The sequence below is a fragment of the Bowmanella denitrificans genome, assembly GCF_002887595.1.
In the GTDB taxonomy this organism is placed as follows: Bacteria; Pseudomonadota; Gammaproteobacteria; order Enterobacterales; family Alteromonadaceae; genus Bowmanella; species Bowmanella denitrificans.
Map to the genome: position 1 here is coordinate 221,917 of NZ_PEBU01000005.1, position 26,009 is coordinate 247,925.

Here is a 26,009-nt window from a genome sequence, read left to right on the forward strand (position 1 = left end):
CATGCAACAGCCGCAAAGAATCGCCGTTATCGGCGCTGGTGTTATCGGTATTTGCTGCGCCTTGTCGCTGCAAAAACAAGGATTCGCCGTGACCTTAATTGACCGCAAAGGTATTGCCAAAGAATGCTCTTACGGCAATGCCGGGCATTTTGCCACCGAACAGGTCTTCCCGCTGGCGGATAAACGGTTGCTGATGCAACTGCCGTCTATGTTACTCAACCCCACTGGCCCGTTACGAATTCGCTGGTCTTATCTGCTGCGCGCCATGCCCTGGTTTATGCGCTTTGCCTGGAATATGCGCAGCCAACGCTTTCGTCGCCATACTCAGGCGTTGAAAGCATTAAATCAGTTGGCCCTGCCCGCTTATGATGAGTTGCTGGCCGAAGCCGGTTTAATCCACCTGCTGGAAAAAAACGGCAGTCTGCTGACCTTTGAAGACACCAAGCCAGAGCAGATTAAACGTGAGTTCGAGGCATTTAAAGCCGAAGGCGTGAAACTGCAGTGGCTGGACCGCCAGCAAGCTCTGGCCCTGGAACCAGCATTGTCGGAGCGGGTGCAATCGGCTTTTTTATTTGAAGAGGTGGGACACAGCCTCGACCCGGAACACTTATGCCTGAGCCTGGCCAAGCACTTTATCGTCCTAGGCGGTCAATTGTTGCAGCAGGATGTGCTGGCAATTGAACATCATCAACATGGCGTTAAAGTGCGCAGTCAGGCAGGTATTCAGGACTTTGACAAAGTGCTGCTCTGCGCTGGCGCCTGGTCGAAAAAATTACTGGCCCCCCTTCGCTATAGAGTGCCGCTGGATACCGAACGCGGCTATCACCTGATGCTGCCGGTCGACAACCCTATCAGTCGGCCAGTGGCCTCGGCGGAGCGTAAATTTATTATGACTCCCATGAGCGGCGGTTTGCGTCTGGCCGGTACAGTAGAATTTGCCGGTTTGGAGCGGGAAATGGATAATCGGCGGGCCGATTGCCTGTTGCCACACGCCAAGGCACTATTGAAGGACTTGCCTGAGACCCAGATGGCCAGCCGCTGGATGGGTATGCGTCCGTCGCTGCCGGACTCCTTGCCGGTGCTGGGTCAGGCGCCCAACCACCAGCATTTGTACCTGGCCTTTGGTCACCAGCATTTAGGACTAACCCAGGGCGCCGTTACGGCCAGGTTAATCACGCAACTGGTGGCAGGCCAACAGCCCGACATTGATATGCAGCCTTATTGCATCAGTCGTTTTAACTGACAGGAGAAAAACATGTTTAACACATCAGGTATCGGTGGCAAAACGCCGGAACAGGCGCTGGCCACCTTATCGGATATGACCACCGACCTGCAGCCTATCGGCATCCAGGAATTTCATGCTCGTATCGCCAAGGCTCAGGCTTATATGCAGGCCAATGGCATAGATGCCATTTATCTGAATGCCGGTACCAACCTGATGTATTTCACTGGTCTGCGCTGGTACGCCAGCGAACGCATGGTAGGCGCTATCCTGCCAGCCAAGGGCGAGCTGGAATTTATTGCCCCCCACTTTGAAATTGGCAGCCTGAATGACTTTATGCAGATACCCGGCAAGATTAACCCCTGGCATGAACATGAATCGCCTTATGCGCTGTTTCTGCAGGTATTGGAGAAAATGGGTATTCAGGCCCCAGCTACCATCGGCATCGATGAAAGCGCGCAGTTTTTTATTTTTGATGGTATCAACCAGTTACAGCAGGGTCTGAGTTTAATCAACGCCAAAGCCGTTACCGCCCATTGCCGTATGCACAAATCCCCGGCCGAGATTGCCCTGATGCAACGTGCCATGGATATGACTCTGGAAGTGCATAAGGCCGCTGCCAGTATTCTGCGCGAAGGTATCAGTACCACCGAAGTCGAGCAGTTTATTCATCAGGCCCATAAGCAGGTTGGCGCGCCGGGCTCCTACTTCTGTATTGTGCTGTTTGGTGTGGCCACCTCCTTTCCTCATGGGGTAAAACATGCTCAGCATCTGAAACAAGGCGATATGGTGCTGATTGATACCGGTTGTAAGGTACATGACTACCTGTCGGATATTACCCGCACTTATGTGTTTGGCGAGGCCAGTGCTCGTCAGCGCGAACTATGGAATGCCGAGCAGCAGGCCCAGACCGCCGCGTTTAACGCCGCCAAACTGGGCGTGGCTTGTGAAGAGGTAGACAAAGCAGCCAGACAGGCGCTGGCACAAAGTGGTCTGGGCCCGGACTACCAGTTGCCGGGTTTGCCCCATCGCACCGGCCATGGCATTGGCATGGATATTCACGAATGGCCTTATCTGGTCGGTGGTAACACCCTGCCGCTGGCACCAGGCATGTGCTTTTCCAATGAACCGATGATTGTCGCGCCCAATGAATTCGGAGTACGCCTGGAAGATCATTTCTATATGACAGAGCAAGGCCCGCGCTGGTTTACAAAGCCCAGCCACAGCATTGACGATCCTTTTGGGCTCAATGCTTAATTGATAAAATGGCCAAAGATAAACACCTCTGCCGCTGAGACTGTTGAGGTATTAAGGTAGTAGACAGACTAAGGTATATAAGCTATCCCTAATACCTCGAATCAACAACGGAGTAATATCGATATGGAAAGTCAGGCTATGCTGGGCGCTTTTTCTTATATTGTTGTGGCGCTGTTTCAACTATTTACCCCCTTGCTACTGATCTACATTATTGTGCGACTGCGCAATATCTCTGATCAGCTCAGGACGCTGGAAGACAAGATAAAAAAACAGGGCTAGCCAGGCACGCTGAGCCTGTGCATGCAAACCTTATTGTGGTCTGATTTGGCATGCAAAGCTCAGCATTGAGGTGAAATCTATTCAGGCACTGTTACTTTCAGGCTCTGCAGGCTGGCCAACGCTTTTTTAATGCGGGTTTCTGCCAGGCTTTTAAAACTGTCGGCATCCATATTAAAAGCAAAGTAATGCATACCCTGCTGGTTTTCTACCATGCCCACATACCAACCACGGGCCTGTCCTTTAGCCAGCATACCACCGCCGGTTTTGGCAAACAGCCTGGCCTGTTTGTCCTGTCGCTGTAGAAAAATAGGTGAAAAATCCCGATAGGTTGAGGCTTTCAGTCCCAGTTGCTGGTGTTGGTATTTACGCAAAAACTCAACTTGCTGCACCGCGCTGATTTGCAGACTGTCACCCAGCCAGAAGCCGTCCACCGGGCCAGACACATCCTGATTACCGTAACTGAATTGCTGGATAAATTGTTCGTAAGCCGCCCGGCCCAAATCCGCCGACCATTGCCGGTAAAGAGGCAATACCGAATAATCAAAAGCAGATTTAAGATTTTGATCTGGTTCCCGCCAGGTTTTAAACCACCAATCCTGAGCCGGATAGCGATTCAGGTCAATCTGATAGCGTGCCGTTGTATTCACCTGGCCACTTTCCAGCAAAATCAGGGTATTGGCTATTTTAAAAGTGGAATAAGGGGCAAATGCCTGTTTAGCCCGTTCGGAGTTAATAAATTGCCATTGCCCGGCAGTTTCACTGTATAGCGCCAGGGTACAGGCATCACCCTCTATACACGGACTTACTTCCTCAGCCTGTACAGACTGCTGCATAACCAGGCCAAGACTGACTACCAGGCTTAAATATTTCATGTTTTTCCTTTTCTGTGTGATTAGAGGGTGTTGACCTTTTATTCACGGGCATACACCAGTCGAAGCGCATTCAATGCGGCAGGATGATAAACGGACAAATGGGTTTCATCAGGAAACTCTGTGAAGGATGCGTCCAGACCCGGTGCTTGTTGCAATATACCAGCGAGCTGCCGGGTTGGCTCAACAATCCCCTGCTGGCTACTGGCCGCCAGGTGCACTCTTAGGCCCTGGTGGCCGCCATTTTTTAGCCTTTCCCCGGCCTGTTTAACCAGCGCCGCCTGGTTCCACCACAGGCTTGGATCCACCGCAATGTAATTGGAAAACAGGTCCGGCTCAAGCAACATGGTTTCCACCACAAACAAACCTGCCAAGGATTCACCGATAATGCCGCGCTCAGCGGTGGTTCGATAATGTTGCTCAATAGTGGGAATCAGCTCCTGACGCAGAAAGGTTCTGAATTCGGCAGACTTGCCCACCACAGAGGAGATTTTCTTGTCTTCTTCATCTTCTGTGGGGCCGGTCAGGTCGCGTTTTCTGTCGGTATTTTCAATTCCCACCAGAATAACCGGGCGGGTAGTCCAGTTTAGCGAACCAATTTGCACCAGGCCGGCAATATGCACAAAGTCTTCATGCACGCCGCCATCCGGCATATACAACACCGGCAGCGGTTGATCAGGTTGTTCGAAGTAGGCCTTTGGAAAATACAGATTTATCCGGCGTTCCTCCCCCAGCACAGTGGACGACAACATAAAACTCTGGCCAATATTCAGAGGTGCTGGGTTAAGCGCTTGTGGAGCGGCTGGCAAACCGGCCGCACAGATGTAACACACCACCAGCAGCAGCCAGGAAGGCCTGAAAGGGGTACGCTTATACATAAGATCTCATCTCCTTATTGATTTTTTAATCCGCTCCAGACTGATGCTGGCCTTTGGACCAGGCAACCCAATCCGATTGGTTCGACCCGGTTGACTTCTGCATTAAGAAGTCCAGCAAGGCCGTGACCTTTCTGGGTGTTTTGTCCCGGCCGTTAAAGATGGCATAGAGCACTAAATCTTCTGGTACTTTTTCCAGTACAACCCGTTGCAACAAACCTTGCTGCAGCTCGGTTTGACAACTCAATTCAGGCAAAATGACAAAACCCAGCCCCGCCAGCGCCGCCTCTTTGGCTAAATGGGCACTGTTGATCCGATACGTGGAATACACCGGCACAGTGACGGCCTGTGAGTCGTTTTGTTTAAACACCCAGGGAGTGCCATTCAGTGCACTCAAACTGGTAATACAAGGCAAAAATTTAAGCTGATTCAGGCTAAGCTGCGCGCTGTAGCGCTGACAAAGCTGCGGTGCGCCAACCACAATACTTGGCCAGCGTGCAATTTCTTTTGCCACCCAGCCGCTACTTTGCAGCGGCCCCCGGCCATATTGCAATAACAGATCCACACCATCTTCCAACCCCTGTGTGGGGGCCAGGTTGGTATCGCAACTCAAGCTCAGCAGCGGGTACTGACAGCAAAATTCAGCCAGCCATTTGCCCAACAATGGTAAATCCGGCATCAGCACTTTGAGATGTCCCGCCACTGTCTTGCCAGCCGCACTCATTTCAAGCAGTGCACTGTCCATACTATCCAGAAGCGGCACCACTTGTTGGTATAATGTCTCACCGGCTTCGGTCGCAGCCATTCTGCGGGTAGTGCGTTCAAGCAGACGCAGACCAACAGCATCCTCCAGTTGGGCAACATGTCTGCTGACATTCGACGATGGCAGATTCAGGATACTTGCCGCCTGCTTAAAACTTTTTACCTCAAACACCTGACGAAAGCTTATCAGCCAGGCCAGTTCCAATTTTTCCAGCAATTGGCCCACCTAATGGGATTATCAAACCATTTAACCGCAATTTATCTCACCTGGCGGCTGATTAATACTCCCACCTGTCTATCAGCTACCAGGAACACAAAACAATGCGAGCTAAAAACAACATAGCCATTATCGGTGCTGGGATCGCGGGCCTGGCTTTTGCGCTGTTGGCAGCACGCCAGGGCCATTCAGTACATATTTTTGAGCGCCGACAACTAGGCAAACAAATGGGCGCGGGTGTGACCTTATGGCCCAATGCCACTTTTGTGTTGGAAGCAATGGGCTTGTTAGCACAGATCCGCACAGCGTCCTGCCAGCCACACTGGCTGCGCAGATTCAGCCCGCAGGGCGATGATATTGGCCAATTGTCAGTAACAGAACTGGATAAGCTTATTGGCTATCCCAGCCTGACCATTCTGCGCCGGGACTTAATGGGTATATTAGTCGGGGCACTGGCGAAAACCTCGGTGGAGATTACCGACAGCCATGCAATAGATGCAGACAGATTAGCAGTGTTGAGCCAGCAATATGATTTAGTTATTGGTGCAGACGGACGTATGCATTCGATAGCACGTCAGTATGTGGCCCCCACAGCCAGGGCAGTTTATCAGGGCTTCGTTAATGTGATTGGCATCAGCCAGTACCCGTCTGCAACCCTAAACCAGCCGGATATTGTGGATTTTTGCGGCAATGCTCAGCGATTTGGCATAGTGCCAGTGAGTAACAACCAGTGTTATTGGGCTGCAGCCTGGCCAACCCCATTAGATTGCCAGGACGCGTTAAGCATACAGCAATCCGGCTTAGCTAAACGCTTTGCACACTGGCCGCAAACCGTACGCACGATATTGAACTTCGCCCAGCCAGACAGTATTAAGCCTATTTTTGTGCACGATATTGAGCCGCTCACACTGTGGCATCGCGACAATGTGCTTTTACTTGGTGACGCCGCGCATGCCTCGCTGCCAACGTCAGGGCAAGGGGCCTGTCAGGCCCTGGAAGATGCGTGGATTTTGGCAGAACTGCTGCAAGACAGCCCAGGCACTGCCACTTTGTTTAACAACTTTCAGTCCCGGCGACAGAGTAAAACCACAGAGATTCAGCGCATGGGCAGGCAACTGGCCCAAGCGCTGTTTTCCCCCGGCAGCAAGCCTGAGCAAAAGCCCGTTTCAGTTGCCCACTCCCCAGCCAGAATGGCTGCGTTCTACATGGCCGGGCTTGCCACTAACCCGGTAACCGCCCGGCAAACTGACGAATAAAATGCCCGTCGGTATCCTGTACGCTCAGATCATAGCGGCGGTCTGCATCCGCTTTTATGCTCAGAGCCTTATTCGCAGCCAGGGTTTTAAACTCGCCCTGCTGACCCAGCCGGTATTGCAGGGCCTCAGTACTGCTGTTAAGCCGCAGCGTATGGCGCTCAGCGTGCAATTGCACCTGATACGGATGCGCAGTGCCCCCTTTGATGCGCCGGTGAAACCCTTCCGGCCCCATCACCTGCAAATCGTACCTGCCGTGCAGCAGCGGCCAGTCGGCCTGTAAGCTGCCTTTGGCTGCCAGGGTATAGCGTCTGGGAATGGCATCCAGATCCAGCCGGTTATATACCTGAACCACCAGCGCGCGGGACCCGCTGTTTGTCAGTGTTAAGACCAGGCTGTCGGCCGTCAGGTGCTCTGTTACCTCCGGCGCATAAACACAAGGGCGGTGTGGCTTATGACCAGGCTGCTGGGCGATGGCGGCTGTTTGCTCAGGAATAGGCGGTAAGGTGCGTTCCTTATACTGCGCAGCGCGCAGGGCATCCTGATAGGGGGCAGGCAAGGCAGGAAAACTGTCTTTATTGGGGTTAGCAAAGTCAAAGGCGCTCAGAAAATCGCCACTTACCGCCCGCCGCCACGGCGTGATATTGGGCTCCATCACCCCAAAGCGGGCTTCCAGAAAGCGGATAACCGAGGTGTGATCCAACACCTCAGAACAGACATAACCGCCGCGACTCCAGGGCGATACCACATAGGCAGGTACCCTTGGTCCCAGCCCATAAGGCCGCCCTCTTAGTTCGGGCTTGTCCAATTTGGCATTGTGTTTATCCGGATGCTGATGGTATTCCCCCTGGGTGGAAATTTGCGAATAACCGGCATAGCCGTCCTTAGCGCTTGGATCCGGCGATGGCGGAGCCGGAGGCGGCACATGATCAAAAAAGCCGTCGTTTTCATCAAACATAATAAACAGCACGGTTTTAGCCCAGACCTCTGGGTTGGCCGTCAGGGCATCCAGCATATCCGCAGTATAGGCAGCGCCCTGTGCCGGACTGGACGGGCCGGGGTGCTCAGAACCTTCGGCCGTGGCAATCACATAGGACACCGCTGGCAGTTTGTCTGCCAGTACATCGGCTTTTAATCTGTCCAGAGCGCGGGTGGTCAGCGCCCGGTTCAGCAATTCAGGCTCTGCATCCGGCTGCCCGGCGGAGGCGTCACGATATGCCTTAAAGCCCACCAGCGGGTTGTCGGTAAAGTTATCCCCCATATCCTGATAAATGGTCCAGTCGATACCCGCTTGCTGCAAGCGCTCAGGGTAGGTCATCCAGGTATAGGACGCCGCAGGCCCGTCGTGTTCGGGCAGATTATCATGAGAGTTGCCCACCGCCGGGCCACCGCCACTGGCCCCCCCGTCATTGCACCCGGTCCATAAAAACAAACGATTGGGATTGGTACCGGCGTGCATAGCGCAGTGATAGGCATCACACAAGGTAAAAGCATCCGCCAGGGCAAACTGAAAAGGAATATCCTCGCGTTCGAAGTATCCCATGGAATGTAAGTGCTTAGCGTCGGGCCATTTATCCATGCGCCCATGATCCCAGGCATGTTGCGCATCAGGCCAGGAATGCGGCGTTCCCTCAAGACGCATATGGGCAAAGGTCTGGCGGGTATTCAGGGCAAAGGGGCCAAGCTGGGCGGGGCCTTTGTGCATGGAGTTGACCTGAGTAAACACATTGCGTTCACTTTGGCCTGGCAGGGGTTTGGCCGGTGCCGGATAAGGATCAGAAAAACCCCGTACGCCGGGCATGGTGCCAAAGTAATGATCAAATGAGCGGTTTTCCTGCATCAAAATCACCACGTGCTGCACGTCTTCGATTGTCCCGCTTTGTACTTTGGCAGGAATACTCAGCGCCCTGACGATTTGCGGATAGGTTGCTGCCAGCCCGGCCATTGCACTGCCGGCCAGAAACTGCCGACGACTGATACCACTCATAATTCACTCCATTTGCCACGCTATCCGGCGTGAACGAAAAACCACACAGGGCTGGTGCGTCAGCAACGCAGCCCTATTTGTTACCCTACTTAGAAGTCAGCAGTCAGTGACAAAGTCACGGTACGCGGTGCCGCCGGGAATACCGCACCACTGTATACACCACTGATAAATTCCTGATCAAACAGGTTGTTAACGTTTAATCTGGCCGACAATCCCTTAAAGTTGTCCGACAGGTTGGCCAGATCCACGCCAACATACAGATCAGACACGGTATAGGACGGCGCGACTTCGGCATTGTCGTAATTGATGTATCGGTCACCAACGAAACGCAGCGACATACCGGCACTCATCATCTCGCCCATATAATCGGCGGCTAATACAAATTGCGACTTGGGTGAACCATGCACACGGTTACCTGGTACCACTTTCGCTTCCTTGTCCAGCGCCGCAGAGCCCGTGCCAACGAAGGTTGCTTTGTTGTAGGTGTACGAGCCCGACAAACTGAAACCGTTACCCAGATTGTACGACGCCAACATTTCCAAACCATTACTGTCGATACCGCCCAGGTTGTAGTAAACCCCATCCACCTGGCTCAGATAGTCAATGCCGGTGACCGCGCCATCTTCGATAAATACAATACGGTTCTCAAAGGCAATATCGTAATAGGTCATGGCAAACTGCAGATCACGCCCTTCATAACGCAGCCCTACTTCAATGTTCTCGGCTGTTTCGGCTTCAATCCGCGACAGCTCTTCGCTGGTAGACCCACCAACCCTGTCCTTGCTGATGGCTGAGAAGTTTTCTGAATAGCCGGCAAACACTTCCAGTCCAGGCAGTGGAGTTATGTAATTAAGGCCAAATGAAATCAGCGGATCAGAGCTGGAAGAATTGGAAACCGCAGGATCCTGGCCGATGGGCTGATGGTAATCGGTATCCACCTTAAATTTCTTGACCCCCAGACGGGCAGTAACATCCCCTATTTCTGCCACTTCTTCCAGGTAATACATAAATTCGTCTATCTGGTACTCACTGATGTACTGCACCCAGTAAGGTTTGGCATCAAACGCCGGGCCAACCAGTACGTTGCTGATTTTGTGCCAGTCGCGGGTGCTGGATGACTCGCCATCTTCGAACCAGATACCGCCACGCACTGTATGGTGAATACTGCCGGTGCTGAAGTGATACGCCACGTCAGCGGTCAGGCCAAGGCGATCATTGGTATAGTGGGAATGGCGGTAAGACATAACCGGCAACACATTGTCGGCATAACAAGCCGGGTCGTAGTCTTTGCTGAAACCATGAGTAGGCACACAGTTTTCATCCGCAATGGCCGCACTGCCGTCGGGATTAACAAAGTAAAAGCGGTCAATCTGCTTACCACCGTATTGGGTTTCGCCGCCCAAAAACTCTGACTGCGGCGCCCCCTCACCGTCATCCTTGATGTTGACCAGATAAGGTGGCACCCAGTCGCCCCGCCCTTTCATACGGTGTTTGTATACCGATGTCTGGAAATCCCAGTCACCGAAATCTTTTTCCACTTTGGCATACGCAAAGGTGTTTTCGCGCAGGGCGCGCCAGCCATCCCGATAATATTCATTAACCGCTGGAATATCTGTCCAGGTCATATGCAGCGCATCATTGCGAGGATTGTTGTTGTAATCCTGCAAAGAAATGGTTTCAAACTCGTGTTCATTGGCATCGTTGTAAGAGATAAAACCCGTTAGCTTAAAGCCGTCAATTTCCGACGTGATCTTGGCCAGCCCATAATCACGGGTCACGGTAGAGGCATTATTAATCCAGTCTTTCACCGAGGAAGAAGACGCACTGACAAAGGCATGGGTATTGGCCGCGATTTCCCCGGTATCGTAGCGGAAGTAGTATTTACGCGCATCCTGATCACCAAAGGCCGTCACCAGACGCATGGCCTGCTCGTTGAGCGGGTCGCGGGTGATAAAGTTCAGGGTTCCGCCCAGGGCTTCATTGGAACGGGAACTGATGTCAGCCGTACCCTGCCCAACTTCCACGGTTTCCAGCTCCAGTACATCGATATAGCGGTTGGCTTTACTGCCACCACCATAGCTGGAACCGCCGTTAGGCAAACCGTCGATGGTTGTACCTATCTGATTGGCGCCACCACCAGTGTTAAAACCGCGCATAAAGATCGCCGTCAGCCAGTCCGACGCACCAAAGTAATCCCCTTGGGTCACCAGTACGCCGGGTAATTCATTCAGCACATCGTTCACCGACGCTACCGCAGCCTGGCGTTCAATCATGGTCTGGGAAACGTGAGAGGTGGCAAAAGTTTGTTTTTGCCCGACCACCACAATTTCATCAATGCTGGCGTTGTCCGCCGCGCTGGCGGCATCGTCATTAGCCAGGGCGGCCTGGCTTAACCCCATGGCCAGCGCCGACAAGGCAAAGTGAGCAAGTTTGTTGTGCATCTGTGTTCCTTAAGTGTTGTGTGAGATCACGGGGCAAGGTTTTACCAAGCAAAGATGACAAAAAAATTATATTTTTATTGCTTTACGTTGTTTTATTTTGTTTTATGTTGTTTTGAGTTGTTTTTATATCGCGATATACTGGCCTGGAATACACCTAAGGAAAGCCCTGTGAACACCGCCGAACGCCTGATAGAAGTGATGAATATTCTGCGCCAGCAACAGTCCAGCTCGGTCAGTGAGCTGGCGTCACGTCTGAATGTCACAATGGAAACCATCCGCCGGGACATCCGCCACCTGGAAAAAAACGGCAATGTGGTAAAAATGCATGGCAGCGTGCGCCTGCCCGACGCGCTGCTGGAACCCAGCTATAAAAAACGCATCAATATGCATGCCCAGGTAAAGCAGCAGATTGGCCGCCAGGCCGCCGGGCTGGTGCAGGATGGCATGACGGTGTTTATCGATTGCGGCTCCACCAGCTTTTGGCTGGCCAGAGCATTGCATCAGCCCAAAGGCTTGCAGATAGTCACTAATTCCCTGGATATCACCAGCGAAGTGCTGGGCCGCAATGACTGGCGCTGCGTGTTTGTTGGCGGGCAGATGGACACTGACTACCGCGCCGCCCTGGATCAGGAAGCCATCAGTCAGGCCCGTCGCTTTGCCCCGGACCTGCTGTTTCTGTCCATCAGTGCACTGGACGCGCAGCGGGGTTGTCTGGATTTAAATTTGCAGGAGGCCGACTTTAAGCGTTCACTGCTAAAACTGGCCCGCAAAACCGTGATTCTGGCCGACAGCAGTAAATTTAATAAAGCCGGGGCCGTGCATATGGCAGATTTTGCCGACATTGATTTACTGGTCAGTGATCAGGCACCGGAAGGAGAGCTGGCCGTTGCCCTGGAAACAGCCGGGGTGGAAGTGCTGATCGCTGAGTAAGTTTCTAGTTGCAACGTGAAACCTGAGGGGCGGGGTCAATTTCATAGCAAATATGCAGCCCCGAAAAAGGGTTATTTTCCGGGGTCAGCGCTTTAAGTTTGTGAATACTGCTGACCTTGACTAACAGCTTATCATTACTAAGCCATTGCAGGGTCAGCCCGGATTCATCGGGTCTGCCCGCAAATTTGAGTATGCTTACCCCCTCATCCTCGTTTGTCGTTCGTAATCTGACATGGCCCACATAGTCTGTAGTGGCGCCGCCACAATCAAACAAATCTATTTCCACCAGCCTGTTACCTTGTGGTGAAACGTTGCGTTGGACAATTTCGCTGTAACAGTTCCAATGTTCATCGGTATGACGGTTTATAAACCAGCCGCATACCAGAATCAGCATCAGAATCCACAACAGGTAGCCACTGTATAAGAAGATTTTTTTATCTGCGGGTAAATCCATTTTCACTGCCATCCATACGAAACGATCGTTTTGCGCTGTTGTGCGTATCAGTATTAGCAACAATAAATGAGAATACCAGTGCCAATGAAACATGGACTTTTCGTTTTTACCCGCGACCTTCGTGTGCAGGACAACCAGGCCCTTGCCGCCATTGCCCGTCAGGTGGACCGGCTGGACTGCCTGTATATCGCAGACCCTGAAGACCAGCAACCCGGTCGCTATACCTGCCGTGGGCAAGGCATACATGCCAGGCGATTTTTACAGCAAAGCCTGAGCCAGTTACAGCAGACACTGCAACTTTTTGGGCAGCATCTGCATGTACTGGAAGAAGAGCCCCTGACAGCCGTCTGCCGTTTTGTGCAGGCCAGAAAAATCAACCTGGTGGGGCAAAGTGCGCCATTTGGTGTGTATGAACAAGCTCTGACCGCCCGCCTGGCTCAGAAGCTGGCAGCAATGGGGGTGGATTTTCAGACCAGCTGGCAACATACGCTATTTGACAGGTCACAACTGCCGTTTGACCTGACTGACCTGCCAAAGCATTTCACCCCATTTCGTCAGCTTGTGGAGCCGCTGTTTTCTGTTGTGCCACCAGTGGAAAGGGTGATCTTATTGCCGCCGCCAGTTGCTGCGCCCGAGCAGAAAATGACGCTGAGCAGTGCTGGCAAGCCCGGCAATACGTTGGCGTTTCAGGGCGGCTGTCAGGCTGGCGCTGCCCATCTGCATACTTATTTCAATACCGATGCACCGCTGACCTACAAAGACACCCGCAATGCCCTCGACTGTCCACAATCTTCCACCAGATTCAGTCCCTGGCTGGCCTTTGGTTGCTTATCTGTGCGTCAGATCTGGCAACGTCTGCGGCAATTTGAACAGGACAAGGGCGCTAACCAGTCTACCTACTGGATAAAATTCGAGCTTTTGTGGCGGGAATATTTCCACTGGTACCTGCAGCGTTACCAAAGCCAGGTATTCCGCTTTGCCGGTATCCATAGCCAGCCTCCGCTGACCAGTTTTCACGCCGGGCGCTTCGCAAAATGGTGTATGGGCAACACGCCCTACCCGCTGGTGAATGCCGTCATGCGTCAGCTCAACCAAACCGGCTATATCAGTAATCGCGCCAGGCAAATTGCCGCCAGTTGCTGGCTCAATGAATTGCAGGGCGACTGGCGCTACGGCGCCGCCTATTTTCAGCAACAGTTAATCGATTATGATGTGGCAGCCAACTGGGGTAACTGGCAGTATCTGGCGGGGGTGGGCGCCGATCCCCGTGGTGGGCGCTGGTTCGATTTACACAAACAAGGCCGTTTGTATGACCCACAGGGGCAATTTATCCGTCGCTGGGGCGGCGAGGATTGTGATCCGCAACTGGATCATCAGGATGCTGCAGACTGGCCTTTACCTGACACTGATGCCAACCAGCCCGGCAGGGAATCCGAATGACGGCAGCAAAACCATCCATCAATATTGTATGGCTGAAGCGCGACCTGAGATTGTCTGACCATGCCCCGCTAAAACAGGCGATGACGTCGCCCTGTCCGGTACTGCTGCTGTATATTGTTGAACCTATGCTGCTGGATGATCCCCATTATGACATCCGCCACTGGCGCTTTATCTATCAGTCCCTGGCAGATATGGCCAGACGCCTGCCACAAGATGCACTTTGGGTATTGCAAGGTGACGCGCTGGACTGCTTTGCGCAATTGGCGGAGCATTATCAAATCAGGCATATCTGGAGCTACCAGGAAACCGGCCTGAATAATACCTTTGCCCGCGACAACGCCCTTGCCCGCTGGTGTCAGCACAACAACATAACATGGCAACAATTTCAGTCTGGCGGCGTGATTCGAGGCCTTGCTCATCGCAAGGACTGGGACAAATCCTGGCAGCAAGTGATGCGCCAACCCCAGGCCGACGTTGACCTGCAGCCTATACCCTGGCTATCTCAGGTGCAGCCAGCCCATCATAGTCTGCCGTTTTTCAGCGCCCCGTCAGCCTGGCAAACAGCCGCTGCACATTTTCAATCCGGTGGTGAAAGTCAGGCATGGCAAACCCTGCACAGCTTCTTTGCCGGACGTGGTCAGGATTATGCCAAGGCGATCTCCAGCCCACTGCGCAGCCGGGAAGGTTGTTCCAGGCTGTCCCCCTATCTGGCCTGGGGCAATATCAGTCTGCGCCAATGCTACCAACATTTGCTAAAGCACTGGCAACGACCGGGTTGGCGTTATGCCCTTCGCGCTTTGTCGTCACGCTTGCATTGGCACTGCCACTTTATCCAGAAATTTGAAAGTGAATGTAGCATGCAGTTTGAACACATTAACGCTGGCTACCAGCATCTGCCCTACCTGCAGGGGCCTGACGTAGCGGTGCGCCTGAAAGCCTGGCAACAGGGTAACACCGGTTACCCGCTGGTCGACGCCTGCATGCGCTGTCTTTATCACACCGGCTATATCAATTTCCGTATGCGGGCCATGCTGGTCAGCTTTCTGTGTCATCATCTGATGCTGGACTGGCGACTGGGCGTACAGCATCTGGCCAGGCTATTTCTGGACTTTGAGCCTGGCATTCATTACCCACAGTTTCAGATGCAGGCCGGGGTGACCGGCACCAACACCATACGTATCTACAACCCGGTAAAACAGTCGCAGGAGCAGGACCCGGACGGCCAGTTTATCCGTCAATGGCTGCCGGTACTGGCCGCCCTGCCCAACGAACTCATTCACCAGCCCTGGCTGATGACAGCCATGGAGCAGCAGATGTATCAGGTTCAACTGGGTCAGGACTATCCCTTGCCATTGGTGGACATTCAGCACAGCGCCAAAGCCGCCCGGGAGCTGCTGTGGGCCTGGCGAAAACGCCCGGAGGTCAGGCGCCAGGCCAGCCGCATATTGCGTCGCCATGTGCGCCCAGGCTCATGAAACGTAATGGCAAAACAGTAAAAAAGACCGACTTACCGGTAAAAATCTGTGCGCAATGTCACAGGCCCTTTCGTTGGCGCAAAAAATGGCATGCCTGTTGGGAGCAGGTACAGTATTGCAGTCAAGGCTGTAAACAGCGGCGCAGCGGCTGCTGAGATTAACACCTTGTAACCCAATCAGGATGCCCTGGCTGTTGCAATTTGCTCGCCAAGCAAGTACTAATCGACTGATATAAAGTTACAAACCAGATGTATTCACAGCGCCTTGATCTAAAGGATATAACAATATGAAAAAGACTACCCTGGCCCTGTTGCTGGGCTCGCTGTCGCCCCTGATTGCCAGCACGACAGTGGCTGCATCCGGCAGCAAAATGCTGCAATCCCCCACCCTGAGTAAAGAGCATATCGCCTTTGTTTACGCCGGTGATATTTACCGTGCAGACCGAAACGGTCAGGGGGTGACCCGTTTGACATCCCACGCGGCAGACGAAGACCATCCGCATTTTTCCCCGGACGGTAAATGGCTGGCCTATACCGGCGCGTATGACGATAACCAGGATGTGTACATCATCCCCACCCAGGGCGGGCAGCCACAGCGCCTGACCTGGCATGCCGGCAAAGACGACGTGGTGGGCTGGTCAGAGGACGGTAAATCTGTGCTGTTCACCTCTTACCGTGAAACCGCCAACGGCCGCACCGGCCAACTTTATCAGGTGAAAGTGTCGGGCGGTTTACCTGAGCAGGTCATGCGTGCCACCGTGGGCGATGCAGATCTATCTGAAGACGGCCGTTATCTGGCCTACAATCCCCATCAACCGGCCCATCGTGGCGGCAGTGGCTGGCGCAATCACCGCGGCGGCACCACACCACCGGTGTGGATTTACGATCTGAAAAGCCATAGCTACCAGGAAATTCCCCACGGCAATTTCAGTGACACTAACCCTCTATGGGTGGGTGACAAGGTGTATTTCCTGTCTGACCGCAATAAAAGCCGCCAGTTATTCGCTTTTGATAAAGGCAAGCTAAACCAGGTTACCGACAACCAGGACTGGGATATCACCAGCGCCGACGCCAGCGGTACAGACATTATCTATGCCATGGGCGGCGAGTTATATGTACTGGACGGCAAAAAAGGTCGCAGCCGTAAACTGGATATCCGTGTTAATGCGGATCTGGTGCAATGGCGCACACAGTGGCAAGACGCCATGCCGTCGATGACCCAGGCAGTATTATCTGCCACCGGCAAACGGGTACTGATCAGCGCCAGGGGCGAGATCTTCAGCGTGCCGGTGGAAGATGGCGCCACCAAAAACTTAACCAACAGCAGCCAGTATAACGAGCGGGACGGCCTGTGGTCAGCCACAGGTGATGAACTGGTGTATATCACCGACGAGGATGGCCGTTATCAGATTGTGGTGGCCGACCAATTCGGCAAGGAACGTCGTCGCTTTGCCGCCACCGACACACCGACAGATGTCAGCTTGCGCCATATCAGTGGCGACGGTAAACATCTGGTGTATTCCGATTCCCGCCAGAAGCTTTGGCTGATGGCCCTGGACAGCGGCAAGCGCACCGAAGTGATGGAAGATATCAGCATGCTGGGCTTTGACACGGCGGTGTCTAACGACGGTCGTCTGCTTGCCTACACCAAGCGTAATCCCAATTATTTTGCCGATCTGTATATATACGAAATTGCCACTGGCAAGCAGCATAAAGTCACCGACGGCATGAGCCATAACGCCCTGCCCGCTTTTAGCCCAGACGGTCAATATCTGTACTTTGCCTCATCTACCAATGCAGGCTCTACGGCCTTTTTCCTGGATATGAGCACCCAGGAAAAACCGCAGCGCTTCGGTTTATATGCGGTGGTACTGGACAAACAAGGCAAATCGCCGCTGTTGCCCAAGCTGGCGGATGAAGACGCCCGGGATCCCAGTGCCGACAAAGGTAAAGACGATAAGCCCGAAGATAAGCAGGATAAAAGCGCTGACAAGGCCGTCGATCTGGCCGGTGTGCAGCAACGTATCGTGGCCCTGCCGGTGGACCAGCGCTTTTATACCGGCCTGACGGTGGGTAACGATAACAATCTGTACTTTGTCGAACACAGCCAGGCCGGTGCCGCCATTGACAGTGACGGCAGCCCCCAGCGCGACGCCGAGTTAAAACGCTTTAATATGGACAAGCGCAAGGTTGAAGACGTTGAAAAGCAAGTCTTTGCTGTTAGCGCCTCGGCCGACGGCAAACATTTGCTGTTAACCGGAAAAGACAACAAACTCAGCATTGCCAAGGTGGCGGAGAAAATTAAAGCCGAGCCACTGAAAACCGCTGCGGTGAAGGCGCTGATCGACCCCAGACAGGAATGGGCGCAGATATTTGCTGAAGCCTGGCGCAATGAACGGGACTATTTCTACGACCCCAATATGCATGGCCTGAACTGGCAGAAGGTCTATAACAAATACCTGCCACTGCTTAGCCATGTGGGTCGTCGCGAAGACCTGAACTGGCTGATCCGCGAGATGATCGCCGAAATGGAGGTGGGCCATAACGTGGTCTACGGTGGCGACGGTCATAAAGAGAAACCAATCAAGGTAGGCATGCTGGGCGCCGACTTCGCCATAGTAAATGGCCAGTATCAGTTCAGCAAAATCTATAGCGGTGAGCGCTGGAATCCGGATCTTCACGCCCCGCTGGCCGTGCCCGGCATTGATATTCAGAAGGGTGACACCCTGCATGCCATCGACGGTGAAAACCTATCTGCTGATGACAATATCTATCGCCTGCTGACCGGTAAAGCTGATACCCAGGTGCGTTTACTGGTGAGCCGCAATGGTAAAGTTGAGGATGCCAAAACTCTGGTGGTGGATACCATCAGTTCAGAGCGTAAACTGCGCCACTGGCACTGGGTTGAACAGAATCGCCAATATGTGTGGGAAAAAACCGCAGGTAAGGCGGGTTATGTGTATCTGCCCAACACCGCTGGCGCAGGCTACACCAACTTTAACCGCATGTTCTACCCACAGGCCGATAAGCGCGCCATGATTATTGATGAGCGCAGCAACGGCGGTGGTCAGGCGGCCAACTACATTACCGATGTGCTGTCCCGCCAGTATCTGGCCGGCTGGAAATACCGTTCAGGCAGCATGATTCTGAGCACCCCGGCCGGTGCCGTATACGGGCCTAAGGTGATGCTGATTGACCAGGATGCCGGCTCCGGCGGTGACTTCCTGCCCTACAGCTTTAAACGTATGGAGCTGGGTAAACTGATCGGCAAAACCACCTGGGGCGGCTTGATTGGCGTATCGGCTAACCGCAACTTTGTCGATGGTGGCCGGTTGAATGTACCGCATTTCCGTTTCTTTACCCCCGAACATGAATGGCGGGTAGAAAACGAAGGGGTGGCACCGGATATCGATGTGGAACTGGATCCTGTGGCCGTGAACCGCGGCGAAGACCCACAGCTACAGCGTGCCATCGCCGAAGTGCTAAACGATCTGGAAAGCTTTAAGCCCATTCGTCATGAGCAGGCACCGGCTATGCCTAAGGAATTGGGTAAGTAAGGGTGGGTTGGCCGATGACCGTGTTTGGGTCATTGGCATAGTCCATTAATTTAAAAAGCTGCAACTTAGGTTGCAGCTTTTTTATTGGTCTATTCGCTATATGTGCATTTTTAGCGAGCCCTTGCGCGCCAGTCCCACTCGAGCGTCATGGCTGTTGCTCTTTGGACCAGCTCAAGCTATTCAATCTGGTTCCTGGCCGCCCCAATAATGAAAATTAAATATGTTTCACCACGAAGTTCACGAAGGACAATATCGATTGTCCAGTCTTCGTGCTCTTCGAGTCCTTCGTGGTAGAAAAATAATTACTTGTGAAAAGCGGGGCAAAGCTTTGACTCAGTTGACCCAATACCAAGATCAATGAACCTGCCCCTACTAACCAGAATTTGATCCAAACCTATATGCTCAAAAAGTCAACACGCGCCAGTCCTGCCTTCAAAATAAGCGGGTAACTCAGGCTGCAATTCACACCAATTGGCTTTATAGCCAGTATAAATTTGTGCATCGATTGTTACTGGAATATCAGTATCAAATGTCGCTATAGCCAGCTCAATATTGCCAACAGGCTCACCTTTAACTCTGAAACCTATACTTGAACCACAGTTGATGCAAAATGTGCGGATTGTGCCATTTGATGCCACAAAATCTTTAAGGAGATCTTTTCCAGAAAGCCAGGCAAGACCTTGAACTCCAACCAATGTGCCAAAGGCAGCACCGTGAAACTTACGGCACATAGAGCAATGACAATTCGCCGCTTTGTCACTGAATCCATCTACGGAAAAACGGACATTTCCGCACAAGCACGAACCTTGATACTTTTGACTCATCCTGACTCTCCTTCTTTGTATAGTGCGAGCATTTACAGCAGTTGAAACAAAGCATGCAACATGCAAAAAGGGCATTGGCCAAACCATGTCATGTGCTTCAACTGCTGCGTCCCAGGGCGGTCAGGGTCACTAATTAGCTTCCGCAGACGCTGGCTTCTCCGTTAAATTAAAGCCTTTCACAAGCAACCACAATGGCACCAGAAGTTCAAACAACGCCCCAGGAATATAAAGGAAACCGCCACCAATATAGATATTAAAGAAGTCTGACAGCATCTTCAGCAGTAACAATGGGTAACCGATCAGTCCCAGCGCGACAAGCGTGGTACCCGTCGGTATTGATAAAGGGTTTGGCATAGCAGAAAAGCGCCAACCGATAACGCCATCATACCCGGTTTAACACTAACGTAGCGCCCGGAGCGTATCGCATCGGCCATCAGGTGCTCAGCATTAGCCGGGGCCTCAAGCACCACCGGGCTTAGTGAAACCAGGGAAAAAACCGATTGTCCATTCTTCGTGTTCTTCCGATCTTCGTGGTAGAAAAATCAATAGTTGTGAAAGCGGGGGCAAAGCGGCTTGGGCCGCTTAAGGGGTGGCTTCTGGTTGATGTTTGTAGACCGTGACTCACTTTTGCACTTTGAGCTGTTTAATCCCTGCAACATACAATGTGTCACCATCCCACCCTTGGTAAGAATCAGGATTCAAATAATCGATAAGTTCACTATCTGCAGGTACGATTTTCATTTTCCCTTTATAAGCTACGTCTCCAGAAACATAATAAATTTCGCCCAAATATTCATCAGGCATTAATTCTTCATTCTTTTGAATTAAAACAAACACACCACCATCAAGACCACCTATCCAAAATGCTTTTTCATTTAAACTCTCCCACCAGCTCAGGCACTGCTAAAAAACGACGCGCTTGGCCTTGTTAAGGTTCCTGCCGTATACTAGTACGGAACTTCCGTACATTAAGGTGCCGTTTTATGGACACAATCAGTGTAAACAAATTCAGAGATAACCTTAAAAGCGTTGTAGAGCAGGTGGTTAGCCGACACGAACCGCTCAAGGTAACGCGCCGTGCCGGAGAGGCTTTCGTGGTAATAAGTGCCGACGACTGGGAACGAGAGCAGGAAACCCTTCACGTACTCCAAAGCAAGAATCTTATGCAACAGATTGCTGACTCTCTTGAAACCCACACCCGTGGACAAGGCTATAAACCCACTGGCGAGCAGTTGGATGAGATCACTGGTATTTGAGGGCAACACTTGGACAGCGTATGAGGCTATGCGCGAAAAAGACAAACCACTGCACAAGGCCCTGTGCAAATTGCTCAAGGAAATGCTGCGCTCCGATGACCCATCTTCCGGACTGGGAAAGCCAGAACCACTGAAGCACAACCTCTCTGGCTTATGGTCCAAACGGATATCACGGAAAGACCGTTTGATATATCGGTTCGACGATGAGTGCATTTATATCTTCGCTATCGGTGGTCATTACGATCAGCCCTAACTACTGATATGACTCCCCGTTTCCTAAATTTTGCCTTTCAACTGGCAAGCATTGACTTTTTTGTGTTTTATGAAGCACCTGTCACCTTACAACAGACGCTCTGTCTGTTGCTTTTACGGCCAGTTCAAGCTGATTCCAAACCGCCCTACTAATGGAATTTAAGTATCTTTCACCACGAAGGACAATCATGCGATTTTTATCGAAATGCAGCTTAACATGGGGCGCGTTTGGGACGGCATCCATGCCTCCGATGGTTTCAAAATTCCCACGTGAACTACTCGTGTAACCCAACGCTCTATATTACTTTTGTGATTTCGCTCCCATAATAAGCAACCAAAGGCAGGCTGAAAACTCACCTAAAGTTCCGGGCAGAGAGAGCCAAAGCGGTACATCCCCCGTTTCGAAGACAAACTTAAGCACAAAACCAGCGACATAATTCACTAGCCCCGAGACAATCAACAATATGCAGATAACTGTGGGTAGCATGCGAGTCCGATAGGCCAGCCATCCAAAAATTACCAACCAGATGCCAGTAATGACTTGAATTAGCGTAAACCCATTGCTGAATTGGCTGGCAAAGGAGAGGATCTGTGATGCAGTATGCTCGTTAACTTCAGGTTGGCCCATCATAATCGTTGCGACATTGATGTAGTTGAGCGTATTCGCTAACAGAGCCGTGGCACCCATAACGCCAAAGCTAAGCAGCAGAAGTGCGCCAAGATTGGAGCTATTGAAAAAGAGTTTGCTCAATAGCCCCGACAATACTGTAAAAGAAACGAAGCTTAGTAAACAGGCACTGATTCCGGCTCGAAATAGGGTGGATTTATCATGTAAATTACTGACCGTTTGAATACTGTCAATCCAATCAAACATAACTCCGGGAACGTAAACCATCCCGAATAAACCACTTACGATTAATACCAGATAGCTCAGCCCGGATAATCGGGCGAAAAGGTTATTGTGATTCATGACTGTCTCCTAAACTGTTGTATGTGCTGTTTGAGGTAGAGGTTTAGCTTATTGATCTGCCGACTAAAGACCGTTGATATCAGCCAGAATAGGGTTAGAAAGCCGATCAGGTGGACAGGTGCGGTCAACCAGAGTGTTCCAGCCAACTGTTCGGGAAACACCTTGGTACCAGGCCCATCCAACAGAGACCCGGCAGCGATATACAGAGAAAACCCCATCCGCCACAAATGTCTGGTTATCCTCCAGTGATGTTTTAGTCCTCCCTGGCATAGGCTCAAAAAATCACCTACGGCTGCCATGGCTGCGATAGCTGCAAATCCAAAATAGACGGGGGGAGTAATGCCCAATTGCGGGCTAATTGAAGGCGCCTTAAGCCCAGAATAAACAAACGCTGTCACCAATAAAATAGCGGCTATAAGGATGAACCGATCAATCGAGGTCGACCATTTACCGCGGGGTTTTACGGTAATCAAACCGCTGACTACCAGATAGCATGTAAATAGGCCAACTAAGCCAGTCAGCGCTTCTGGGCGATCTATTGCTATTAGAGTTCCACCACCCGCCGTGTAGACCATTGCCCCGGCAAAAATGAGGCCTGTATAACGGTGCAGGGCACTGCCTTTTTTTGCAAAGAAAGCTGTTAGTCCAGCAATAACGGCAACAGCCCCGATAAACAAATGCGATGTAAGCAAGACAGTCATACTCTTAGTCTCAGTCATTAACTGTAGAAATCATTGCATTTGCTAAAAAGACATGTGTCCGTGCCCACTGGGCTGGACAAAAAACAGCAAAAAAAGATGTAAGCTGTGTGCATTCTGGATATGAGGGCTGATTCTAAAATGAGTTTGGAATATGTGACTGTAACGATGATTGGTGCGATGAGTGGGATATGCCTGATAGCGATATCCTTCATATTAACCAATCGGCCGCGACTGCCTAGTTATGGTCCACTGACTAATTTGTTGTTGTCTATCTTGATATTAGTGGCTCCATCCTGGCTCGCAGTGGTTCGACCTACGTATTTTGTTGTATCAGTGGGCCTTAGCTTGGTCGCATTTATGTCCCTGGGGCCGCTGCTATGGTTGTATGTTGATTCCCTGACATCGCGTATTGAGTGGCACTTTTCTCTTAAAAAGCTTACCCACTTTATTCCTGCGGCACTATCTTTGTTAGCCTTGCTAGGGGTATTCACTGCTCCCTATGAAGATGTAGAGAGTATGGTGCTATTGTCACAGGTGCCAGAAAACGGGCTACTGAAACCACTGGTCATTATTGTTTGGCTGTTGCTGGTGCTTTGGGTACCGCAATCAATTTACTATCTTGTTGTTACCGGAGTTCGACTTGTCAGGCATCACAAGCGCCTTAAAGGCTTTTTTTCCAATACAGAATGCAGAGAGCTGAATTGGCTGTCATGGCTGTTTGCGCTGGTCGCCGCTCTCTGGGGACTGTTAGTTGTAAACTTTTTTGTCGATACGGTTTTTAATGCTTCATTAGTAGTAAAAGAGCTATTGATTCTAATTGCACTGCTGTCCGTTTGGATTCTGACGCTGTGGGGATTACGTCAGAAGCCCGCGTTTGACGGTCAGTATTTGCACAATGCTCCAGCAACTGAAGAATCAGAAACCCAATCAAAAAAGTACAGTCGATCTTCTCTGAGCAAAGATAGAGCTTCTGAAATAGTTGCTCTTATTAAAAAGGCGATTGTTTGCGAAGAGCTGTTTCTCGATTCAGATCTAACCCTGTCTGACCTTGCCGAATCCATCGACACCAGCAGCCACCTGGTGTCTCAGGTACTGAATCAGCACATGGGGACGACGTTTTTTGACTACGTGAATGAGAATCGAATTGAAGCGGCCAAGGTTTTGCTGGCTCAAACGACAAAGAGCGCACTGGATATTTGTTATGAGGTAGGCTTCAATGCTCGCTCATCGTTTTATAAAGCCTTTAAACAGATTACTAATACCACGCCAGCACAGTACAGAAAAATGAGACTGGCTGACGCGTTGGGGGATGAGTAGCAGAGAACAGGTGGGTAGAACCCTAACTGACCTCCATGTCTTTTATGACGCGTCTTCCACTCAATTTTCTCCCAGCAAATTGCCCACCTTTTAGCAGCGCCCTGAACTGACCGGGAATTTTTTAGCGGGGGAGCAAAGCGGCTTGGGCCGCTTAAGGGGGGCTTCTGGCTGATGTTTGTAGACTAATATCTAATTTATGCCAATAGCGGTCATTGACGGCAATAACCGTCTTGTCACCGCTCAATTGTCTCAAACTGTTTCAACAACTATGACACGGCTGATTAATGAGCGACCCTTTGATCCGGGGGAGTAGTGGGTTGTTTAGCTGACTAGTGTAAACAGATACTCCATCAAGGCTACATAACTAAATTGACATCGCCGCCACCACCTATCAAAATGATAGGTGTCAAGTTGATAGGTTCTTCATGCGAAAGAGTAACCCTCAAGGCGTCAACGAGTTTCCTCTCACGGAGGAGACTGCCAGAAAGATAATCAATGACCTGGCTGAAAATCATACCCACAGGATCAGGTGGAGTAAGCATGTAAAGGCGCGTATGAGAGACCGTGGGGTTACTACCGGTCAGATTATGACCCTCCTTAAAAGCAAGCATTCTGTTTTTAGGGAAGGCCCATACGCCGAGACCAATGGTGATTGGAAGTTTAACTTAAAAGGCACAGCAGCAGGTAAGGTCATAGAACTGACAGTTGCCCTTAAGAATCATCATGACAGCCCCAGTTCAGTACTGGTCACTGTGTGGATAGATTAGGAGGTTGGTATGTACCATTACACAGAAAGCGGTTTATCAAATGTATATCTCAAGAATGGTTTTACCGTTGAACAGATTGACGGTGAGGAATATACCAGTATTGATGATATGAACGGCCTGCATAAGGCGATTGCTCAGGTTATTGTGGACAGCAACCGACCTCTTTCGAATGAAGAGTTTAAGTTTCTGCGTATTGAACTAAATCTTTCCCAGAAAATGCTCGGGATGCGCTTCGGTGTTGATGAGCAGACAATTGCGCGCTATGAGAAAGGCCAGACAAAAATTCCCCGTACTACAGATGTAGCGCTACGGACTCTGTATATGGAAAGCCAGCAAAGGAATAACCCTGTCAGTTATTTCCTGGACTTATTAGCAGATACAGAAGCCCAAGAGGCAGCTAAAGAGATTCGGTTGGAAGAAGTGGAAAATCATTGGGAAGTTGCAGCTTAACAGTCTCCATCTATTAATCTTGAATGTTTTAAGCCGACTCACTGTCGGCTTTTTTGTAAGACGCAGCGGGACCGCATCTGCTATTAAGCTATATGCAGGCACGATACTATGGTCCAGTCATTGGACGGTTTCGTGGTAATAAGTGCCGACGACTGGGAACGAGAGCAGGAAACCCTTCACGTACTTCAAAGCAAGAATCTTATGCAACAGATTGCTGATTCTCTTGAAACCCACACCCGTGGACTGAGGCTATAAACCACTGGCGAGCAGTGACCTCCGTGTCTTTTGCGACGCGCCAGTCACTTTACAACTGGGGTTCTGCCTGTTGCCTTTACGGCTAGTTCAAGCTGGTTCCCAACCGCCCCACTAATGGAATTTAAATATGTTTCACCACGAAGGGCGCGAAGTGCTCGAAGGACAAGGTCGATTGCCCATTCTTCGTGTTCTTCTGATCT

General features: G+C 51.3%; 25 protein-coding genes. 14 read left to right on the plus strand and 11 right to left on the minus strand.

What is annotated here, in order from left to right:
* The first annotated feature begins 1 nt into the window (after window position 1).
* The 3 genes from CSR04_RS11520 to CSR04_RS24940 all read left to right on the plus strand — a co-directional run bounded on the left by CSR04_RS11520 (window position 2) and on the right by CSR04_RS24940 (window position 2,758).
* Window positions 2–1,243 carry an NAD(P)/FAD-dependent oxidoreductase gene (locus CSR04_RS11520; protein WP_102796443.1) on the plus strand — a complete coding sequence of 414 codons (1,242 nt, stop codon included), beginning with the start codon at window positions 2–4 and terminating at the stop codon, window positions 1,241–1,243.
* Between the two features lie 12 nt (window positions 1,244–1,255).
* Window positions 1,256–2,479, plus strand: coding sequence for a M24 family metallopeptidase (locus CSR04_RS11525; RefSeq protein WP_102796444.1), 1,224 nt, complete (start codon window positions 1,256–1,258; stop codon window positions 2,477–2,479).
* 123 nt (window positions 2,480–2,602) lie between these two features.
* A complete protein-coding gene (locus CSR04_RS24940) occupies window positions 2,603–2,758 on the plus strand; it encodes a hypothetical protein (RefSeq protein ID WP_172449333.1) in 156 nt (51 codons plus the stop codon).
* 77 nt (window positions 2,759–2,835) lie between these two features.
* On the opposite strand, the gene CSR04_RS11530 is transcribed toward CSR04_RS24940, so the two are convergent.
* The 3 genes from CSR04_RS11530 to CSR04_RS11540 are packed head-to-tail and all read right to left on the minus strand — an operon-like array spanning window position 2,836 to window position 5,481.
* Window positions 2,836–3,630 (minus strand): penicillin-binding transpeptidase domain-containing protein, encoded by a 795-nt coding sequence (locus CSR04_RS11530; protein WP_102796445.1) that lies wholly within the window; start codon window positions 3,628–3,630, stop codon window positions 2,836–2,838.
* 38 nt (window positions 3,631–3,668) lie between these two features.
* Window positions 3,669–4,505, minus strand: a complete 837-nt coding sequence (locus tag CSR04_RS11535) for an alpha/beta hydrolase (protein WP_102796446.1) — start codon at window positions 4,503–4,505, stop codon at window positions 3,669–3,671.
* Window positions 4,506–4,530: 25 nt separating this feature from the next.
* A complete protein-coding gene (locus CSR04_RS11540; protein WP_102796447.1) occupies window positions 4,531–5,481 on the minus strand; it encodes a LysR family transcriptional regulator in 951 nt (316 codons plus the stop codon).
* Window positions 5,482–5,585: 104 nt separating this feature from the next.
* Here CSR04_RS11540 and CSR04_RS11545 point away from each other — a divergent pair, with 104 nt between their 5' ends.
* Window positions 5,586–6,737 carry an FAD-dependent oxidoreductase gene (locus CSR04_RS11545; protein WP_102796448.1) on the plus strand — a complete coding sequence of 384 codons (1,152 nt, stop codon included), beginning with the start codon at window positions 5,586–5,588 and terminating at the stop codon, window positions 6,735–6,737.
* Here CSR04_RS11545 and CSR04_RS11550 read toward each other — a convergent pair.
* Together CSR04_RS11550 and CSR04_RS11555 are read right to left on the minus strand one after the other, a co-directional pair.
* The gene (locus tag CSR04_RS11550; protein ID WP_102796449.1) at window positions 6,703–8,721 is read right to left on the minus strand and encodes a phosphocholine-specific phospholipase C; all 2,019 of its coding nucleotides are present in this window, start codon (window positions 8,719–8,721) and stop codon (window positions 6,703–6,705) included. The two genes, CSR04_RS11545 and CSR04_RS11550, sit on opposite strands and share 35 nt — an antisense overlap.
* A gap of 89 nt (window positions 8,722–8,810) precedes the next feature.
* On the minus strand, window positions 8,811–11,162 hold the full coding sequence (locus CSR04_RS11555; protein ID WP_102796450.1) for a TonB-dependent receptor: 2,352 nt from the start codon (window positions 11,160–11,162) through the stop codon (window positions 8,811–8,813).
* Between the two features lie 168 nt (window positions 11,163–11,330).
* On the opposite strand from CSR04_RS11555, the gene CSR04_RS11560 reads away from it, so the two are divergent.
* Window positions 11,331–12,092, plus strand: coding sequence for a DeoR/GlpR family DNA-binding transcription regulator (locus CSR04_RS11560; RefSeq protein WP_172449334.1), 762 nt, complete (start codon window positions 11,331–11,333; stop codon window positions 12,090–12,092).
* 4 nt (window positions 12,093–12,096) lie between these two features.
* On the opposite strand, the gene CSR04_RS11565 is transcribed toward CSR04_RS11560, so the two are convergent.
* A complete protein-coding gene (locus CSR04_RS11565) occupies window positions 12,097–12,639 on the minus strand; it encodes a hypothetical protein (RefSeq protein WP_172449316.1) in 543 nt (180 codons plus the stop codon).
* Between CSR04_RS11565 and CSR04_RS11570 the strand changes: the two genes are divergently transcribed.
* The 4 genes from CSR04_RS11570 (at window position 12,631) to CSR04_RS11585 (ending at window position 19,017) form a co-directional block, all read left to right on the plus strand.
* The gene (locus CSR04_RS11570; protein ID WP_245921559.1) at window positions 12,631–13,986 is read left to right on the plus strand and encodes a DASH family cryptochrome; all 1,356 of its coding nucleotides are present in this window, start codon (window positions 12,631–12,633) and stop codon (window positions 13,984–13,986) included. The two genes, CSR04_RS11565 and CSR04_RS11570, sit on opposite strands and share 9 nt — an antisense overlap.
* The gene (locus tag CSR04_RS11575) at window positions 13,983–15,461 is read left to right on the plus strand and encodes an FAD-binding domain-containing protein (RefSeq protein WP_102796454.1); all 1,479 of its coding nucleotides are present in this window, start codon (window positions 13,983–13,985) and stop codon (window positions 15,459–15,461) included. Before CSR04_RS11570 ends, CSR04_RS11575 begins: the two co-directional genes overlap by 4 nt.
* Window positions 15,458–15,616, plus strand: a complete 159-nt coding sequence (locus CSR04_RS11580; protein WP_102796455.1) for a DUF2256 domain-containing protein — start codon at window positions 15,458–15,460, stop codon at window positions 15,614–15,616. Before CSR04_RS11575 ends, CSR04_RS11580 begins: the two co-directional genes overlap by 4 nt.
* A 131-nt stretch (window positions 15,617–15,747) precedes the next feature.
* Window positions 15,748–19,017, plus strand: a complete 3,270-nt coding sequence (locus tag CSR04_RS11585) for a S41 family peptidase (protein WP_102796456.1) — start codon at window positions 15,748–15,750, stop codon at window positions 19,015–19,017.
* Window positions 19,018–19,427: 410 nt separating this feature from the next.
* Here CSR04_RS11585 and CSR04_RS11590 read toward each other — a convergent pair whose 3' ends face one another.
* The 3 genes from CSR04_RS11590 to CSR04_RS11600 all read right to left on the minus strand — a co-directional run bounded on the left by CSR04_RS11590 (window position 19,428) and on the right by CSR04_RS11600 (window position 20,678).
* Entirely contained in the window at window positions 19,428–19,841 is a 414-nt protein-coding gene (locus tag CSR04_RS11590; RefSeq protein ID WP_102796457.1) for a GFA family protein, read from the minus strand.
* 299 nt (window positions 19,842–20,140) lie between these two features.
* Complete coding sequence (locus CSR04_RS25380; RefSeq protein WP_281259789.1) at window positions 20,141–20,275, minus strand: hypothetical protein; 135 nt, start codon at window positions 20,273–20,275, stop codon at window positions 20,141–20,143.
* A 187-nt stretch (window positions 20,276–20,462) separates the two neighbouring features.
* Window positions 20,463–20,678, minus strand: coding sequence for a hypothetical protein (locus CSR04_RS11600; RefSeq protein ID WP_102796459.1), 216 nt, complete (start codon window positions 20,676–20,678; stop codon window positions 20,463–20,465).
* A gap of 146 nt (window positions 20,679–20,824) precedes the next feature.
* Between CSR04_RS11600 and CSR04_RS11605 the strand changes: the two genes are divergently transcribed.
* Complete coding sequence (locus tag CSR04_RS11605) at window positions 20,825–21,097, plus strand: type II toxin-antitoxin system Phd/YefM family antitoxin (protein ID WP_102796460.1); 273 nt, start codon at window positions 20,825–20,827, stop codon at window positions 21,095–21,097.
* Window positions 21,098–21,125: 28 nt separating this feature from the next.
* Window positions 21,126–21,350, plus strand: a complete 225-nt coding sequence (locus CSR04_RS11610) for a Txe/YoeB family addiction module toxin (RefSeq protein ID WP_425427689.1) — start codon at window positions 21,126–21,128, stop codon at window positions 21,348–21,350.
* A gap of 300 nt (window positions 21,351–21,650) precedes the next feature.
* On the opposite strand, the gene CSR04_RS11615 is transcribed toward CSR04_RS11610, so the two are convergent.
* Together CSR04_RS11615 and CSR04_RS11620 are read right to left on the minus strand one after the other, a co-directional pair.
* Window positions 21,651–22,319 carry a DUF4386 domain-containing protein gene (locus tag CSR04_RS11615; RefSeq protein ID WP_102796462.1) on the minus strand — a complete coding sequence of 223 codons (669 nt, stop codon included), beginning with the start codon at window positions 22,317–22,319 and terminating at the stop codon, window positions 21,651–21,653.
* On the minus strand, window positions 22,316–23,020 hold the full coding sequence (locus CSR04_RS11620) for a hypothetical protein (protein WP_146027164.1): 705 nt from the start codon (window positions 23,018–23,020) through the stop codon (window positions 22,316–22,318). Before CSR04_RS11620 ends, CSR04_RS11615 begins: the two co-directional genes overlap by 4 nt.
* A 357-nt stretch (window positions 23,021–23,377) precedes the next feature.
* Between CSR04_RS11620 and CSR04_RS11625 the strand changes: the two genes are divergently transcribed.
* The 3 genes from CSR04_RS11625 to CSR04_RS11635 all read left to right on the plus strand — a co-directional run bounded on the left by CSR04_RS11625 (window position 23,378) and on the right by CSR04_RS11635 (window position 25,554).
* Entirely contained in the window at window positions 23,378–24,337 is a 960-nt protein-coding gene (locus CSR04_RS11625) for a helix-turn-helix domain-containing protein (RefSeq protein ID WP_172449335.1), read from the plus strand.
* Window positions 24,338–24,762: 425 nt separating this feature from the next.
* Window positions 24,763–25,104: a DUF4258 domain-containing protein gene (locus tag CSR04_RS25385; RefSeq protein WP_102796465.1), complete on the plus strand. Its 342-nt coding sequence runs from the start codon at window positions 24,763–24,765 to the stop codon at window positions 25,102–25,104.
* Between the two features lie 9 nt (window positions 25,105–25,113).
* Window positions 25,114–25,554, plus strand: a complete 441-nt coding sequence (locus CSR04_RS11635) for a helix-turn-helix domain-containing protein (RefSeq protein WP_102796466.1) — start codon at window positions 25,114–25,116, stop codon at window positions 25,552–25,554.
* Window positions 25,555–26,009: the final 455 nt, after the last annotated feature.